This is a genomic window from Pseudomonas sp. RIT623, assembly GCF_004519305.1.
GTDB lineage: Bacteria > Pseudomonadota > Gammaproteobacteria > Pseudomonadales > Pseudomonadaceae > Aquipseudomonas.
The window spans coordinates 18,560-33,084 of record NZ_SOZA01000039.1; the positions used below are offsets into that span (position 1 = coordinate 18,560).

General features: G+C 63.1%; 18 protein-coding genes. 9 read left to right on the forward strand and 9 right to left on the reverse strand.

Features of this window, described 5'->3' with window-relative positions:
• Positions 1-65: 65 nt before the first annotated feature.
• Both E3U47_RS20800 and E3U47_RS20805 read right to left on the reverse strand, forming a co-directional pair.
• Positions 66-1,430 carry a J domain-containing protein gene (locus E3U47_RS20800; RefSeq protein WP_134693492.1) on the reverse strand — a complete coding sequence of 455 codons (1,365 nt, stop codon included), beginning with the start codon at positions 1,428-1,430 and terminating at the stop codon, positions 66-68.
• A 3-nt stretch (positions 1,431-1,433) separates the two neighbouring features.
• Entirely contained in the window at positions 1,434-3,125 is a 1,692-nt protein-coding gene (locus tag E3U47_RS20805; RefSeq protein ID WP_134693493.1) for an Hsp70 family protein, read from the reverse strand.
• A 266-nt stretch (positions 3,126-3,391) separates the two neighbouring features.
• Between E3U47_RS20805 and E3U47_RS20810 the strand changes: the two genes are divergently transcribed.
• The gene (locus tag E3U47_RS20810; protein ID WP_134693494.1) at positions 3,392-4,006 is read left to right on the forward strand and encodes a glutathione S-transferase; all 615 of its coding nucleotides are present in this window, start codon (positions 3,392-3,394) and stop codon (positions 4,004-4,006) included.
• A gap of 140 nt (positions 4,007-4,146) precedes the next feature.
• A complete protein-coding gene (locus E3U47_RS20815; protein ID WP_134693495.1) occupies positions 4,147-4,839 on the forward strand; it encodes a tellurite resistance TerB family protein in 693 nt (230 codons plus the stop codon).
• Positions 4,840-4,913: 74 nt separating this feature from the next.
• On the opposite strand, the gene E3U47_RS20820 is transcribed toward E3U47_RS20815, so the two are convergent.
• Complete coding sequence (locus tag E3U47_RS20820; protein ID WP_134693496.1) at positions 4,914-5,450, reverse strand: helix-turn-helix domain-containing protein; 537 nt, start codon at positions 5,448-5,450, stop codon at positions 4,914-4,916.
• 226 nt (positions 5,451-5,676) lie between these two features.
• On the opposite strand from E3U47_RS20820, the gene E3U47_RS20825 reads away from it, so the two are divergent.
• Complete coding sequence (locus E3U47_RS20825; RefSeq protein WP_134693497.1) at positions 5,677-6,771, forward strand: NmrA family NAD(P)-binding protein; 1,095 nt, start codon at positions 5,677-5,679, stop codon at positions 6,769-6,771.
• Between the two features lie 166 nt (positions 6,772-6,937).
• Here E3U47_RS20825 and E3U47_RS20830 read toward each other — a convergent pair whose 3' ends face one another.
• A complete protein-coding gene (locus E3U47_RS20830; RefSeq protein ID WP_134693498.1) occupies positions 6,938-7,900 on the reverse strand; it encodes a fimbrial protein in 963 nt (320 codons plus the stop codon).
• A 167-nt stretch (positions 7,901-8,067) separates the two neighbouring features.
• A complete protein-coding gene (locus E3U47_RS20835) occupies positions 8,068-8,280 on the reverse strand; it encodes a hypothetical protein (RefSeq protein ID WP_134693499.1) in 213 nt (70 codons plus the stop codon).
• 191 nt (positions 8,281-8,471) lie between these two features.
• On the opposite strand from E3U47_RS20835, the gene E3U47_RS20840 reads away from it, so the two are divergent.
• Positions 8,472-8,801, forward strand: coding sequence for a hypothetical protein (locus tag E3U47_RS20840; protein WP_256660318.1), 330 nt, complete (start codon positions 8,472-8,474; stop codon positions 8,799-8,801).
• A 132-nt stretch (positions 8,802-8,933) separates the two neighbouring features.
• Here E3U47_RS20840 and E3U47_RS20845 read toward each other — a convergent pair whose 3' ends face one another.
• Complete coding sequence (locus tag E3U47_RS20845; RefSeq protein ID WP_256660319.1) at positions 8,934-9,656, reverse strand: META and DUF4377 domain-containing protein; 723 nt, start codon at positions 9,654-9,656, stop codon at positions 8,934-8,936.
• Positions 9,657-10,076: 420 nt separating this feature from the next.
• Here E3U47_RS20845 and fos point away from each other — a divergent pair, with 420 nt between their 5' ends.
• Positions 10,077-10,487: a fosfomycin resistance glutathione transferase gene (gene fos / locus E3U47_RS20850; protein ID WP_134693502.1), complete on the forward strand. Its 411-nt coding sequence runs from the start codon at positions 10,077-10,079 to the stop codon at positions 10,485-10,487.
• On the opposite strand, the gene E3U47_RS20855 is transcribed toward fos, so the two are convergent.
• The gene (locus E3U47_RS20855; protein ID WP_134693503.1) at positions 10,460-11,002 is read right to left on the reverse strand and encodes a GNAT family N-acetyltransferase; all 543 of its coding nucleotides are present in this window, start codon (positions 11,000-11,002) and stop codon (positions 10,460-10,462) included. The genes fos and E3U47_RS20855 overlap by 28 nt on opposite strands.
• A 167-nt stretch (positions 11,003-11,169) precedes the next feature.
• Between E3U47_RS20855 and E3U47_RS20860 the strand changes: the two genes are divergently transcribed.
• Positions 11,170-11,670, forward strand: coding sequence for a methylated-DNA--[protein]-cysteine S-methyltransferase (locus E3U47_RS20860; RefSeq protein ID WP_134693504.1), 501 nt, complete (start codon positions 11,170-11,172; stop codon positions 11,668-11,670).
• 9 nt (positions 11,671-11,679) lie between these two features.
• On the opposite strand, the gene E3U47_RS20865 is transcribed toward E3U47_RS20860, so the two are convergent.
• Entirely contained in the window at positions 11,680-11,922 is a 243-nt protein-coding gene (locus tag E3U47_RS20865) for a hypothetical protein (protein ID WP_134693505.1), read from the reverse strand.
• A 96-nt stretch (positions 11,923-12,018) separates the two neighbouring features.
• On the opposite strand from E3U47_RS20865, the gene E3U47_RS20870 reads away from it, so the two are divergent.
• A complete protein-coding gene (locus E3U47_RS20870) occupies positions 12,019-12,528 on the forward strand; it encodes a DUF2867 domain-containing protein (RefSeq protein ID WP_134693506.1) in 510 nt (169 codons plus the stop codon).
• A 152-nt stretch (positions 12,529-12,680) separates the two neighbouring features.
• On the forward strand, positions 12,681-13,367 hold the full coding sequence (locus E3U47_RS20875; RefSeq protein WP_134693507.1) for a metallophosphoesterase: 687 nt from the start codon (positions 12,681-12,683) through the stop codon (positions 13,365-13,367).
• Here E3U47_RS20875 and E3U47_RS20880 read toward each other — a convergent pair.
• Positions 13,345-13,959, reverse strand: coding sequence for a LysE family translocator (locus E3U47_RS20880; protein WP_134693508.1), 615 nt, complete (start codon positions 13,957-13,959; stop codon positions 13,345-13,347). The genes E3U47_RS20875 and E3U47_RS20880 overlap by 23 nt on opposite strands.
• A gap of 146 nt (positions 13,960-14,105) precedes the next feature.
• On the opposite strand from E3U47_RS20880, the gene E3U47_RS20885 reads away from it, so the two are divergent.
• Entirely contained in the window at positions 14,106-14,525 is a 420-nt protein-coding gene (locus E3U47_RS20885; RefSeq protein WP_134693509.1) for an RDD family protein, read from the forward strand.

A 14,525-nucleotide genomic window follows, 5' to 3' on the forward strand; every position in this document is an offset into this window, starting at 1 on the left:
CAAGACGCCTTGCTTAAGCACAAAAAGCACGCGCGCCTTGTTGGAGGTATTTGCAAAACATCCCCTTAAAGGCCTGGCTTGGCACGCATAAAGACCCAGATCCCCGTCGCGATCACCGCCAGGCAGATCAGCACGTTTTCACGGCGCAGCAGGTGCCAGGGCAAACGCCGGAGTGGGCGCATGATGGCAGCTCGTAGCCGGTCCCACAGCGGCACCCTGCCGCCGCTGAGGGCCAGGTGGGTGAAGTACAGCGTGCCCACGAACATCAACAGGGGGCTGCTCCACTGCAGCCAGGGCACCTCCTTGCACCATACGAACGCCAGGGCGGCCGGCGCGGCGCTGGGCAGTACATGGCGCAGCACCAGCAGCCCGGCACTTTGCCGATACCAGGTCGGTGGCAGCATCCAGCGGCTCAGCGGCACATCGAGCGGCGCCAAGAGCACCGCCAGGAACGTCCAGATCCGGTAAACCTTCATGCCCACGAACACCACGGCGGCGACGAACAGCGGCGACAGCAGCAGGGCGCTGCTTCCCAGCCTGTTGGGGTGGGTAACCAGCGTTGCCAGCAACAGCAGCGACAGGCTGAACCACAGGAACGCGTATACCCCGAAATAGCTGGTCGCCGGCAGCCACTGCCGCCAGTTGTCGAGCGGCTGCAGGTCCAGGCGCGCGGGCAGCTCGGGGTGCTGGTATTCGAGGGTTTGGGCGAGCTCGCTAAAACGTTGCCAATCGTAGTCGTGGAACAGGTCGGCCAGGCTGCGGCGTTGGCGGTCGCTCATGGGTTTGAGCAGCAGGGCGGTTTCCCGGTACAGCTCGGGGTCGGCGTCGAACCGGTCCAGGTTCTGCCGCACGGCGACTTCCAGGGCGTGCTGTTCGCATCGCTGGATCAGGCCGCTCCAGCGCCAGTATGCGCAGGGCAGCGCGCCCTGGGTTGCGTCCCAGCCCATGGCCTGGCACACCCGTTCGAAGAAGGCCGGGGACCACTGGGGCGCCGACTCGAGCCACGCCAGCAGGTCCTGCTCGAACTGTTCACGGCGTTCGAGCGCAACCAGCCACTCGCTGGCCAGCCACAGGTGCAGCGCGTCGATGACCTGGCGCTCCTGGCCGTCGGCCAGCCATTGCTGCATCTGCGCCAGGGACGGTTGCGGCGGGCTGGTGGCGAGTGTGGGGGCGATCTGTTCCAGAGGCAGCGCTGGCGGCGTGGATTGCGCGCTGGGGGGGCTTGCCGGCGCAGGCGCGGCAAGCACCTGCTGATCATCCTCGGCCCGCCAGGCCGCTTCGGCCAAGGCGCTCTCGTAGGCTTCGCGCAGGCGTTGGAACGCCTGCGGGTCATCGTCCGGGCGGTGCTGCTTGAGCAGCCGGGCATAGGCACGCTTGATGCTGCGTGCATCGGCATCTTCGCTGAGTTCCAGCAGTTGCCAGTGGCTCATGGCTCAGAACTCCCGCTCAAGGTCGGCCAGGTGCTCGGTCACCTCGCTGCGGGCCTTGCGGACCTGCTGCTCATCCTGGGTATCGAGCATGCGTTGGAAGTAGTTGGCCAGCCCGGCGACATGCTCGCGATCCGCCCCCAGGCGTTCCTGGTACAGGCGGTCGAGCCGGGCCAACAGCAGCGTGTTGACCTGCTGGTCGCGCGGATGCACCTTCAGGGCTTGCAGCGCGGCCAGGCGTTGGGCGATTTCCTCGGGGGGCAGGACCCCGGGGTTGTTCTCGATCACCAGCCGACGGGTTTCGCCGTTGATCGGCAGGTGCACCTGGGCTTCCAGTAAGCCGTTGTTGTCATAGGTGAAGCGTACATCCAGGTCCACTTCACCAGCCTTGCGCGGCGGCACCGCAATCTCCAACTCGCCAAGGAAGATATTGTGGCTGACCAGCCGGCTTTCACCTTGGTAGATCCCCAGCTTGACCACTGTCTGGTTGTCGCTGAGGGTCGACACGCTGCGTGAGCGACTCACCGGTACCACGGTATTGCGCTCGATGATCGGCAGGTAATGACCCGCCTGGTAACCGTTACCGTGCTGCACCGACGTCTCGATGCCCAAGGTGTAGGGGCAGACATCGGTCAGCACCACCTCTTCAAGCGAGGCATGGCGGGCCTGCAACGCGGCCTGGATGGCCGCGCCCTGGGCCACTACTTCGTCGGGGTTGAGCTGCATCGACGGGATCCGGCCGAACAGCGCGGCCACCAGCTTGCGCACCAGCGGCATGCGCGTGGTGCCGCCGACCAGGAGGATTTCGTCCAGGTCGGCGACCTTGATACGGGCATCGCGCATGGCGCGTTCGATGGGCGCGCGCAGGCGCTCGAGCAAGGGCCGAACAATTTCTGCCAGTTCGCCCTGGGTCACCTCCAGGCGCCACTCACGGTCTTGCTCGCGCAAGGTGAAACTGGCAACCGGCGCCTGCCCGAGGGCATGCCGAACCCGCTGGGCTTCGCGACGCAAGCGCTGGGCAGTGGCGGGGAGAGTGGTGTCGGGCAGGTCGGCGCGGCCGATCTTGCTAATGAAATGCTCTACCAGCAGGTCGTCGAAGTCTTCCCCGCCGAGAAAGTTGTCGCCCGCGCTGGCGCGGATTTCCATGACGCCTTCGAACAGTTCCAGGATGGACACGTCAAAGGTGCCGCCCCCCAGGTCGAACACCAGGAAATTCGCTTCGCTGCGCTGTTGCAGGCCGTAGGCCAGGGCGGCGGCGGTGGGTTCGTTGATCAGCTTGTCGACCTTCAGGCCGGCCAGTTCGCCGGCGATCCGCGTCGCTTTGCGCTGGGCATCGCTGAAGTACGCCGGCACGCTGATGACCGCGTGCTCGACAGGCTGGCCCAACGCGCGCTCGGCGTCGGCCTTGAGGCTGCGCAGCAGCAGCGCCGACAGCTCTTCGGCACGGTAGGCGCGCCCGCCGAGCTGGGTCTCGCGGGCGCTGCCCATGTAGCGCTTGAACAGCGAGGCGCTCAGTTGCGGATGGGTGTGGAGCCGCTCGCGGGCGATTTCCCCAACTACCAGTTGGCCTTCGTCGTCGAGGCCGACCACGCTTGGCGTGAGTAGCCCGCCCAGGGCATTGGGCACGATCCGTGCCTGTTCGCCATCCCAGTAGGCGACAAGGCTGTTGGTGGTACCCAGGTCGATGCCGATGATCACAATCACGCTTCCTTAAATGACGCAGCCGGGCGCCAAGGCATCCAGGCTGCAAGTATCGTCACCACGCTTGTGCCAGCGTCATGGCCTGGGTTATCGGCAGGGCCGCTGGCAGCGTTAACCCGTTTGTGGCTAGGGGCGCTCGAGGTGGTGCGAGTCCTTGGCGGTAGCATTTAGCCATAACCGCAGGGCTGACGGCAGCTAGAAATTTTCGCCGCCTGGGCCATGCTCACAGGGTTTGTTTGCCGTCTAATCAAGGAGCGTGATGGATGAAACTCATTGGCATGCTGGATTCACCCTATGTGCGCCGTGTGGCGATTTCCCTGGATCTGCTGGGGATCAGCTTCGAGCATGAGCCGTTGTCTGTGTTCAGCACGTTCGAGGCGTTTTCCCGGATCAACCCGGTGGTCAAGGCGCCGACCCTGATACTGGATGATGGCTCGGTACTGATGGACTCGACGCTGATCATCGATTATTTCGAGCGCCTCGCCAGCCCCGCCAAGTCGCTGATGCCGTCGGCGCAGCAGCCCCAGGCGCTGGCCGCGGCCCTGGGTAGCCTGGGGCTGGCGCTGGCGGCGTGCGAGAAGGCCGTGCAGATCGTCTATGAGCACAAGCTGCGGCCGGCGCAAAAGCTCCACGAGCCTTGGGTCGAGCGCATCTGCGGGCAGTTGCTGGCGGCCTGTGCCGAGCTCGACAGGCGCTGGGCGGCGCGGCCGGTGCAAGGTGAGCGGCCAGACCAGGCGGCGCTCAGTACCGCGGTGGCCTGGTCGTTCATGCAACTGATGGTGCCCGAGTGGGTCAAGGCTGGAGATTTCCCAGCCCTCGCGGCGCACACGGCGCAACTGGAGGCGAGCGAGGTGTTCAAGCGCTATCCGATCGCTTGATCGCGGGTGCGAGTCGCACCTCGAGGTTCTTTTGCTATGGCCAACCCCAGGCCAGCCGCCGGCCAGACGGTCATGGCGGATTGCCTCGCGGGGACTATCGTTGCTGGACCGAGCAGTGACTACCGACCGAGGGCAGCGCCATGAACACGAGTGATCTACTGGAACAGTTGCTTCGGGCCGGGCAGGGCTCGAAGCAGCAGGCAAGCAGCGACATGCCAGCGCCAGGTAGCCTTGGCGGTTTGCTGGGCGGATTGCTGGGTGGCGGCAGGGCAACGGCAGGTGGTGGCCTGGGTGATTTACTGGGTGGCCTTTTAGGTGGCCGCGGCGCTAGTCAGGGACGCGCCACGGGCAGCGTCAATTACGCAGCGCTGGCGTCGCTGGGCATGATGGCGTTCCAGGCTTATCAAAGCTGGCAGCGCAGCCAGGCGACTGCCCCACAACAGGCCGTGCGTACCGTGGATCAATTGTCCGGCCCAGAGGCCGACGATCACAGCCATGCAATCCTGCGCGCGCTGATTGCCGCCGCCAAGGCTGACGGACGCATCGACCCGCAAGAAGAGCAACTGATCCGCGCTGAAATCAAAGGTCACACCAGCGATCCGCAACTACAGCAATGGCTGGATGATGAGCTCAGCAAACCCCTTGATGTCGCCGAAGTGGCGCAGTCGGCCCAGGATCCGGCCATGGCAGCGGAAATGTACCTGGCCAGCGTGATGCTGGTGGATGACCAGCAGGCCGCAGAGCGGACCTACCTTGACCAACTGGCCAGCGCCCTGCAAATCGACCCGACCTTGCAGGTGCATCTGGAGCAGCAGGCCAAGGGCACCGCCTGAACCGCGGAGTTGCCTGCGCTGCTCGTCAACCTGCCGCCGGCACCTGGTGGCGTGAACCGCTGCTGGGTGCCCACTCAGCTATCACGCCGATCCGCGTCCTCCACTTGGTCCTGCCCTCGGCGATGCTTAGCTTGCGCTAGCCGCCAGCGCATCAGGTCGTCCGCGCCTGGGCCGGCCTCGATGGCGATGTCCAGCGGCGTCAGGGGTTCCCCCGTTTGCTGATCGAATAAGCCCCAACTGACGTTGGCGCCTGTTTTGCGGCTGACAAACTTCAGGGGCGGCGCTACCGCGCCGGAGACATCCAGGCGCTCGCCGATCTGGGCCAGTACCAGCATTAGCGGGGCGAGTTGCCGACCTTGTGTGGTCAGCAGGTACTCGAAGCGTTCCGGGTTCAGTTGGTAACGCCGCCGTTCGACCAGGTTATTGCCCTCCAGATGCTTGAGCCGGTCACTGAGGGTGGCGTTGGTCACCCCGGAGGATCGGCGAAAGTCATCGTATCGGCCAATCCCCAGGACAAGGTCGCGCAGGATCAGCAACCCCCAGCGATCACCGATCGCCGCCATGACGCCAGCGATCGGGCACACCATTCCGTCAAAACCTTTTGAGCGCATGAGTCATTTCCCAGGGGGCATCGAGGTGGTTCTCAGGTGGGTCTGATTATAAGAGTTGGCTGCCAAGTGGTGAAGAACAGATTGCGCAAGTACGCATGTGACTCCTATTATAAGAGTTACTGCTTGCCAGTGGCGATCGGGACCAGGATGGCGCAGGGCCGGATCGCTTCGCAGGTTGTCGCTTGCACAGCAATCGCTACGTTCACTCAACACCGAGGAACCCACGATGTCCGCTTACTCCACGTCCAAGATTTTTGTCATCGGTGGCACCGGGGCCCAGGGCCTGCCGATCATCAGCGGCCTGGTCGCCGACAGGAAATATGCCGTGCGCGCTTTGAGCCGCGACCCCGGCTCGCGGCGGGCGAAGGCCCTGCTAGAACTGGGCAACGTATCCATCGTCAAGGGCACCTTCGCCGACGAAGCGGTGCTGCGCGAGGGCTTTCGCGGCTGCGATGGTGCGTACGTCAACCTGGATGGTTTCAACACCGGGGAGAAGACCGAGCTCTACTGGGCGATGCGCTGCTATGAGATCGCCATTGAAGAGGGGATCAAGTTCTTCGTGTATGGGAATCTCGACTACGCGCTGAAGAAGGCGGGCTACGATTCGAAATTCCGTACCGGCCACTATGATGGCAAGGGCCGCATCGGTGAGTGGATCCTGTTTCAGAACGGGTTCAACCAGGCGCGCATGAGGGCTGCGCTGTTCACCACGGGGCCTTACATGGAGATGGCCGTCTCGCCGATGACGCCGATGACGCCCGCGGTCGAGGACGGTGTCGTGACCTGGCGAGTGCCGCTGGGCAGTGGTGCCGTTCCCCATGTGGCGCTCGAGGACTGTGGACACTATGTTCGCTGGTTGTTCGACAACCCCGAGCGCGGCAACGGCATGAACCTGGAGGTTGCCATCGAACACGTCGAGTACCAGAAACTGGCCGAGGCGTTCGAGCAAGTGACCGGGCACCCGGCGCGCTACATCGACACCGACCTGGACACCTACTGGCGTGGCCCGCTACAGATGGTGGCCGGTTTGCCGACCGGGTACAACGCCGACCCTAACGACAAGAGCACGATGAGCTTCGGCGACAATTTCACCGGGTTCTGGAATGTCTGGAAGCACAATATCATCCAGCGTGATTACGCCCTGCTGGATGAGATCCACCCGAACCGCATCAGAAGTGTCGAGGCGTGGTTGGCGCGGGCTGATCAACGGGGACGGGAGCTGGGGCAGGGCGGCTTGTGGGCGCGTGTCCAGCCAGAGAACTGCTTCAAGTCGCCACCGCTTCTGAAAATGCTCGAAGATGGCCGCTCGGGCGCGTTGTAGGGGCTTGAGTCACGGCGTTTGTCACTCACGGCGCTGCTGCAGCACCTTCGGTACAGTCTACCTGGGCAGCTCATCTAGACTGCCCATGCATGACGTTTGCAGGCGGAGGAAACAAGGCAACGAATCTAGTCGAAGAGGCTGCTTTACTCCCCTGCGCGTGGCGCTGTCACAAATAACTCATGATGAACGTGACCTCGGTGTTGGCAGTACCGCCCGTCACGCCCTTGTCTTGTGCGCCTGCGCCTGCGCCAGCGTTGGGTAGCGTGCGTATATACCTGGCATTCAGCGGGATCGAGAAATTGCCACCGCCTGCCGTCAGCTCGTTGAAGCTGTAATTCTTATCGAGCTGCATGGGATTCTGGTTGCTGTCGAGCAGTTGCAGGGCAATGCCTTTTGCGGTTGAAGCGTTATTTAACGCAACGATTCCCTGTGCGGCGTTCACGGCAGGTGCGGTCGGGTTGGCGGACAGGCTGTACGAGATTTTCTTGACGGTGCTGGAGCAGTTGTTCAGTAGCAGGTTGAATGCTTTGGGCAGTGTGAAATCGCCGTAGCGCGGGAAGTCCCGAGTGGAGTAGTCGCCTAACTCAACCTTCACGTCAGGTGTTTCGCAAGTTGGCGCAGGTGGCTTCATGTTGGCCAAGCGCAAGCACGGGCCGAACTTGCCAATGGCTCCGCCGATACTAGGCCCAATCCTTGACGTGGTCAGCCCGGCACAAGCATCGCTTACATCCACTGAGGCAGGGATAACAATAGAGGTTCTGAAGGGCACGTAAAACCCTTCTCTTTGCAGGTCGGTCAACATGTTGCCCAGTGTGGATCCCGAGCGGGTCGGTATGCGCCATGACTGCGTACCGCTGGTAGGGTAGTAACTGGTATCCGACCCGGTTGAGTAACGCCAGGTGGAAGTGTAGATATTGCAAATTGTAACGCCCGGTGCCCATTCGCAAACCCCTCTGCTGGAGTCGAAGGTTGACCAGTCACTAATGATGAAGTTGTAGCGTATCATGTCGCCTTCTATCGTCGCGCCCGCGGCAGCCAGGGTGAAAGCCTGCGCATGAGTTACGATGCCAGCGAATAAATAAACTAGAGTAGTGGCAAGGCGATGGAAGCGTGCGGATGTGTTTTTCATGTGTCACCGATAGTTAACCAGGCGTCGAGGGGAAGAGAAAAGACAGTCGTTATCGTCATGTCTTGGCGCGCCGCTCAACGAATCTCCAGTCAAACTCTGGATGGTCATTTTTCAGTGTGTCGATGGCCTCGGTAAGATTATCTAGTGTAAGGTTGGTGCTATGAGTGTTAGTGGGGGATTGCGTTTCTGTACATGCAGAAAGTGTAATTAAAGTGCTTGTTATAAATGCCGCAGCCAAGTAAAATGCTTGCTTGCTTGCTTGCTTGCTTGCTTGCTTGCTTGCTTGCTTGCTTGCTTGCTTGCTTGCTTGCTTGCTTGCTTGCTTGCTTGCTTGCTTGCTTGCTTGCTTGCTTGAGCGTAACTTTGTCTGAGTTTTGCATAGCGCATGCTCGATAAATAAAGCCTCGAATCTACGTGCGGATCTTCTGCTGGTTAATCAGACGATTCTGATAGCTTCTCATGCGCGACGGCGTTGGAGCGCAACGTTCCAGCAGTCATCATCTACTTTGGTTGGTTGGCGGTCCTTTCTGGCAATTGTTAGAATCCATCAGTTCTTATGGATCAATTGCAAATGCAAATTTTTCGTACTCTTATTTGCTCGGCCATGCTTGCATCCCTTGCAGGCTGCGCAACACCTGGCGAGCCGACCGGTAGCAAGCTTACTCGCAAGACCCCAGAGGCATATGCCGCCTGTGTGCTGCCCAAGTGGCAAGCGTTGGCGCCGCAGACCACGCAGAAATCGATTTCCAATGGTTATCGAATCACTGCGTCCAGCTCGGTGACCTCTGATGATGTGCTGGAAGTCGTCAAATCCCACGATGGCAGCCGTGCCACGTTCTACAAAGGCAGCTTCCTGTCCACCAATCGCCTGCGCCAGGCCGCTAAAGCCTGCCTGGATTGAAGGCACTCACAGCGGTGTGACGATGAGGCTTGGGCATGGGCGCGCACCCGGACAGGTGCAAGCGGCGGGGTACCCCGCTCACTGTGAGTGGGGTGAGATGGCAGGCCATGCGCGATGGCCTGCCGGGGGCTGTCAACGCTTGCCCGAAGCGTCCTGCTCGACCACCAGGTCCAGGACATAGACCTGCGACGGTGCGTCGGCCGGGGCGTTCTTCCACGCGTACTGCTTCACCCGCAATACGTTGCGTACACCGTCCTGATGCTCATAGCCCTCGATGGACTGGTACAGCGGGTGCCAGGCATCCTGGGTCGGCAGTTGCAGGCCGGCGTCGTCATAGCGCCGCTCGCGCACTTGCAGGCACTGGTAGTTCGGGATCAGCGGGTGGCTGCACTTGACGGTCTTGGCGGCCACTTCCAGGAACTTGATCTCGCCCTTGCTGCCGTAGCGGGTCTCTGGGGTGGCCTCGCCCTGGAACTTGAGGACCGAGCCGTCCTGGGTGGTCAGCTGCAGCAGTGGCTCCGGGGGCTGGCCGCTGATGGTGGTCCGCAGGTCACCCTTGAGCAGTTGGCCGACTTGGGCGTCCAGGTCCATCAGGCTTTTTTCGCAAGCCATCAGGGTCGAGGCGAGGGACTGCACCTTGAGCACGCCGTCCTGGTAGCTGTAGCCACCGAACTGACCGTTGCAGCCGCCGCTGATGTTCAGGTTCTGTTCGCCGAAGGTCAGTCGCAACTTGCGCTCGACACCCTTGGCCAGCGCGGCGATGGGTTTGCCCGAGGCGTCAGTGGCCGAGACCAGGTTCCAATAGTAGGCCGGCAGTGTCGGTTGGGCGGCGACAGTGGCGCTGGTGGCAGGCATCGAGGGCGATCCTTCGTGTGGGGTGGAAGCCGAAGTGCAGGCCTGGAGGAGGGCGGCACACACGGCCACGAGGAGAAGATTCTGTTTCATGATTCGCTCTTTCAGCCTTGAAAAATAAAGGGCGGCATTGGCTGCAAGCAGCCAGCACGCGCCGGTAACCCAGGGGTCGAGGCCGGCCGGGCTGGCCCGTTGCAACGACCTCTGCCGTTACCGATGGCAATGGGACAGCATTGGTTCCGTTCGGTTTCATGGTGTCAGGCAGCGAGGATGTTGCCAAATATTGCATGAGCGGCGTTGAGTACTGAGGGACGGGTGTGAAACGGGTTGTTTCGTGGGCCTTCCTCTGGGTAAAGTCGCGGCGATCACTTCAGGCCGCGTCGTCTGCTTCGCCGGCAAGGCCGGCTCCTACGGGGATTTGCCATGCTGGCCGGTTTCAATCACCTGACCCTGGCGGTCGCTCAATTGCCGCGCAGTGTCGATTTCTACCACCAGGTGCTGGGTTTCAGGCTCGAAGCCCGCTGGGCCCGGGGCGCCTACCTGAGCCTGGGCGACCTGTGGCTGTGCCTGGCGCTCGACCAGGTCCAGGCCCAAGACCTGCGGCGCAACTATACCCACTATGCGTTCTCGATAACGCAGCAGCACTTCAGCGCTTTCGCGCAACGCTTGCGCGAGGCCGGTGTGGCGCTGTGGAAGCAGGACAAGAGCGAGGGTGAGTCGCTGTACTTTCTCGACCCTGACGGCCACCAGCTCGAAGCCCATGTCGGTGACCTGCGCTCACGGCTGGCGGCTTGCCGGGCCAAGCCCTACGAGGGCATGCAGTTCTTCGATTGAGGCGCCGCAGGGCGGCGCAACCGCGCCATGTACAGGGCATCGACCAGCTGGCCGTCGCGCACCGCATAGTCGCGCAGACGGCCCTCGGCCTCGAAGCCGAACTTGCGGTACAGTGCCTGGGCGGCTTCATTGTCGGCATAGACGGTCAGTTCCAGGCGCGCCAGGTTCATCCAGTTGTCGGCAACCTCCAGTGCGCCAGCCAACAGCCGTGAGCCGATGCCCTGGCCCTGCCAGGCCGTGGCGACGCCCATGCCCAGCACGCCGGCATGCATGCGCCGCACCCGGCTCACTTGCTCGAGGCCGATATTGCCGATGACCTGGCCCTGGTGCAGCGCCACCAATTGCAAGTGCCGTTCGCTGTCCCCGGTCAGGCGCCTGCGCCAGGCATCGGCCGACTGAAAAGGCATCTGCAGGACCTGGCGGCATACCGCCGGTTCGTTGTACAGCGCGGTGACGCCTGGCACATGGGCTTCGGCAAAGCGTTCGAGGGTAATGTCCGGGTTGAGCGAGGGCACTGTATTTTCATCCTTGGCAAGACAAGTGGCAGGCTAGTGTGGTGCTTTGCAAAACACCACGCCAGTGTAAGGCGCGGCCAAGGATCGCTACCAGAGCAAGAAACCGGGTGCGCATCCACCCCGGCCTGGGTACAGTGCCTCGATCAGCCACTGCCCAGAGCCTGCCCATGTCTTGCGCCTTCACCTTGCTGCAATCGCCGGTCGGCACCCTCACCCTGGTCGCGCGCGGCGAATGCCTGGCCGCCGTGTTGTGGGAGCAGGAGCGAGAGAACCGGGTGCGCCTGGGCGCGCTGCATCGCGACGACCAGCACCCGACCTTGCGGGAAAAGGCCCGACAGTTGGGCGAGTACTTCGCCGGGCAGCGCCAACGCTTCGACCTCAAGCTGGATTTCACCGGCACGGTATTTCAACGTCAGGTATGGGCGGCGCTGCTGAGCATCCCCTTTGGCCAGACCCGCAGCTACCGCGATATCGCCCAGCAGATCGGCCACCCCAGCGCGGTGCGGGCGGTGGGCGCGGCCAACGGGCGCAACCCGATCTCGATCATCGCCCCGTGCCATCGGGTGATCGGCGCTTCGGGCAGCCTCACCGGATTTGCCGGCGGCCTGCCGGCCAAGCAGTACCTGCTGGGGCTCGAGGGGCGGCAAAGCCTGGCATTGGCGTTCTGAACCAGGTGTTCAGCCGAGCCAGGCCGCCAGGCTCACCAGCAGCAAGGTCGAAGCCGTGCCGACAAACAGGCTGTAGTGCCGATGGGCACGCCGTGCATGCTCCTCGACTTCACGCAGGTACTGCCCAGCTGGCGGCGCGTCAGGGCGGTGGCGCAGGCTTTCGGCCAGGTCGGCCAGGCGCCCGCGGATCAGCAAGCCCATCAGGTAGTAGCTGGCGCCGTAGCTGGTCAGGGTCAACAACAGGTATTTCATGTCGCCGCTTCCTTGGCGTTGAGGCAAGCCCCGAGGATACTATCGGCGCAGCCGCCTTCACCAGGCGCCAGGCTTGGATTTCATGGAAGAACAGCGATGACCCATACCGCCACCATCCCCGCCGACTCGCTTATCGCCGCGCATGCGGCCCAGGCCAGTTTTCGCCATTGTCGGGCTATCATCCTCGCCGATGAGCAGCAGCCGGCCATGGCCCTGTTCTTGCGGCTGATGGCCGACATGCCGGGCTGGATCGACCACCTCATGGCGCTGCGCAACCGTGTGGTCGCGCCAATGGGCCTCAAGGACCTCGGGCGTCTGACCGCCATCGATCCCGCCCGTGGCGCCGCCAGCTACCAGCCGGGTGAGCGGGTGGGAGTCTTCACCTTGCTCGCCAACCAGGCGGACGAGGTGCTGCTCGCCGACTGCGACCGTCACCTGGACGTGCATATCGCTCTACTACGCCGCCCGCTCGGCGCAGGCCAGTGCGAAGTACGGGTCAGCACGGTGGTGCGCACCCACAACTGGCTGGGGCGGCTGTACATGCTGGCGGTGGCGCCATTTCACCGTTTGATCGCGCCGATCGCCCTGCGTCGGTTGCGCACCTGACGGTCGGGACGCCGGCGGGCGAAACACACCTCGAGCTGCGTGATCGGGGTGCTCTGTGCCATGCTGTCGCATGCCTGGCCGGCAGGCTCCTGAGCCAGGGCGATTTGCCTTATGCCCCTCTGGTGTCGCGCCCGTAGTAGAGGATCGATGCAATGAACGCTTTTCGGCGGCTAGCTGCCAATACCCGCGGGCGCGATCTGGCCGTGGGGGACATCCATGGGCATTTCGGGCGTTTGCAGGCCTGCCTGGACGCAGTGGGGTTCGATCCTGCGCTCGATCGCCTGTTCAGCGTGGGGGATCTGGTCGACCGTGGCCCGGACAGCCCGCAGGTTTTGGCGTGGCTGGCCAAGCCCTGGTTCCATGCGGTGCAGGGTAACCACGAGACGCTGGCGATCAATCACCTGTGCGGCGGTCGCGTCGACCTGGCAACCTACCGCGCTGTCGGTGGCGCCTGGTTCCTCGATCTACCTGCGCAGGCGCAGCGGCTTTTTGTCGAGGCGTTCCAGCAACTGCCCGTCGCGCTGCAGGTCGAAACCGCTGACGGCCCGGTTGGCTTGCTGCACGCCGACAGCCCTTTCAGCGACTGGGCACAGGTGCGTGAGGGGCTGGACGATGCAGCGGTTCGCGAGGTGTGCCAGTGGTCGCGGCGGCGCCTGCAGGTTGGCGACAGCACACCCGTGCAAGGGCTACGCGCCTTGCTGGTCGGCCATACGCCGGTGCCTGCGGTCAAGGTGCTGGGCAATGTCTGGCACCTGGACACCCGGGGCTGGAGCAGTGGCTCTTTCAGCCTGCTGGACCTTGCCAGCCTGACCTTGGTCAGCCCCACAGCAGATGCATGAGCACGGCAACGGCGAGCAGCATCAGCAATATCCCCGAAGCCCGTTCCAGCCAGGGCAGGGCCAGGCCGAAGCGGCGTAGCACCCGGTGGTTGCCGATGGCCATGGCCACCAGCAGGTCCCAGAGCAGCACGGCGCTGAACATCCAGCTGCCGTAAGCCAGCTTCACCAGGGCGGTGCTGCCGGCGAGCATGCTCGCCAGGCTGGCGTAGAACAGGGCGTTCTTGGGGTTGAGGATGCCCGAGGCAAAGCCCAGGCCCAGGTTGCCCAGCCACCCCGTGGCCGTTGCAGGGCCTTGGCCTGGCTCCAGGCGGCTGTGCCCGGCATGGCGCAAGAACAGTTGCCCGATGTACAGCAGGTAGCCGCAGCCGGCCAGTTGCAAGGCGATGAACAGGGCGCTGCCGGCCTGCAGGAGCGACACCCCGGCAAAGGCCGCGACAATGAACACGCCGTTGGCCAGCGCCACTCCCAGGCATGCGCCACTGGCCACGCGCCATCCCGCGTTGGCGGCGGCGCGGGCGATCAGGAAGAAGTCCGGACCAGGGGAGAGCAGGGCGAGGAAGTGGGCGGCGGCGATGACCAGGAACTGTTGCATGGGGCGGTTTCCTTGCAGGCAAAACCGCAGTCTGGCGCTGCTCGAACGCGGGGTATTGAAGATTATTGCAAGGGCACCGAAACGGCGCTAAACCCGCGCCATGACTGGCCGATACAAGGGCTCACCCCTTGCAATGGAATGGATTCATGAGCAGCTCCGCCACCCCGCCCACCTATCAGAAACCCAAGAACCTTGCGGGCTTGGGCCGACGCTGGGGCGGGCAGATGATCGATGTGCTGGTTACCTACGCGATTTTCTTCGTGACCTTCAGGGTCGTCGAGCTCTTGCCACTGCCCGAGCAGGTGGCCACGTTGCTGGCGCTAGGGGTGCCGCTAGCGTACTACCTGTTCTCCGATGCCTTGCCCAATGGCCAGAGCGTGGGCAAGAAACTGCTGGGGATCTGTGTGGTGGACGAGCGCAGTTACCTCAATTGCAGCCTTGGGCAGTCGTTCGTGCGCAACATCACGACGCCGTTCCTGAGCATCTTCGACTGGATCTTCATCTTCTTCGGCTCGCGCAAGCGGCTGGGCGACATGCTGGCCAACACCATTGTGATCAAGGCCTGA

Excerpts from the sequence above, each read along its gene's own strand:
- E3U47_RS20800 (WP_134693492.1), bottom strand. The coding sequence starts at position 1,430 with ATGAGCCACTGGCAACTGCTGGAACTCAGCGAAGATGCCGATGCACGC.
- E3U47_RS20810 (WP_134693494.1), top strand. The coding sequence starts at position 3,392 with ATGAAACTCATTGGCATGCTGGATTCACCCTATGTGCGCCGTGTGGCG.
- E3U47_RS20815 (WP_134693495.1), top strand. The coding sequence starts at position 4,147 with ATGAACACGAGTGATCTACTGGAACAGTTGCTTCGGGCCGGGCAGGGC.
- E3U47_RS20820 (WP_134693496.1), bottom strand. The coding sequence starts at position 5,450 with ATGCGCTCAAAAGGTTTTGACGGAATGGTGTGCCCGATCGCTGGCGTC.
- E3U47_RS20825 (WP_134693497.1), top strand. The coding sequence starts at position 5,677 with ATGTCCGCTTACTCCACGTCCAAGATTTTTGTCATCGGTGGCACCGGG.
- E3U47_RS20830 (WP_134693498.1), bottom strand. The coding sequence starts at position 7,900 with ATGAAAAACACATCCGCACGCTTCCATCGCCTTGCCACTACTCTAGTT.
- E3U47_RS20835 (WP_134693499.1), bottom strand. The coding sequence starts at position 8,280 with ATGCAAAACTCAGACAAAGTTACGCTCAAGCAAGCAAGCAAGCAAGCA.
- E3U47_RS20840 (WP_256660318.1), top strand. The coding sequence starts at position 8,472 with ATGCAAATTTTTCGTACTCTTATTTGCTCGGCCATGCTTGCATCCCTT.
- E3U47_RS20845 (WP_256660319.1), bottom strand. The coding sequence starts at position 9,656 with ATGCCTGCCACCAGCGCCACTGTCGCCGCCCAACCGACACTGCCGGCC.
- fos (WP_134693502.1), top strand. The coding sequence starts at position 10,077 with ATGCTGGCCGGTTTCAATCACCTGACCCTGGCGGTCGCTCAATTGCCG.
- E3U47_RS20860 (WP_134693504.1), top strand. The coding sequence starts at position 11,170 with ATGTCTTGCGCCTTCACCTTGCTGCAATCGCCGGTCGGCACCCTCACC.
- E3U47_RS20865 (WP_134693505.1), bottom strand. The coding sequence starts at position 11,922 with ATGAAATACCTGTTGTTGACCCTGACCAGCTACGGCGCCAGCTACTAC.
- E3U47_RS20870 (WP_134693506.1), top strand. The coding sequence starts at position 12,019 with ATGACCCATACCGCCACCATCCCCGCCGACTCGCTTATCGCCGCGCAT.
- E3U47_RS20875 (WP_134693507.1), top strand. The coding sequence starts at position 12,681 with ATGAACGCTTTTCGGCGGCTAGCTGCCAATACCCGCGGGCGCGATCTG.
- E3U47_RS20880 (WP_134693508.1), bottom strand. The coding sequence starts at position 13,959 with ATGCAACAGTTCCTGGTCATCGCCGCCGCCCACTTCCTCGCCCTGCTC.
- E3U47_RS20885 (WP_134693509.1), top strand. The coding sequence starts at position 14,106 with ATGAGCAGCTCCGCCACCCCGCCCACCTATCAGAAACCCAAGAACCTT.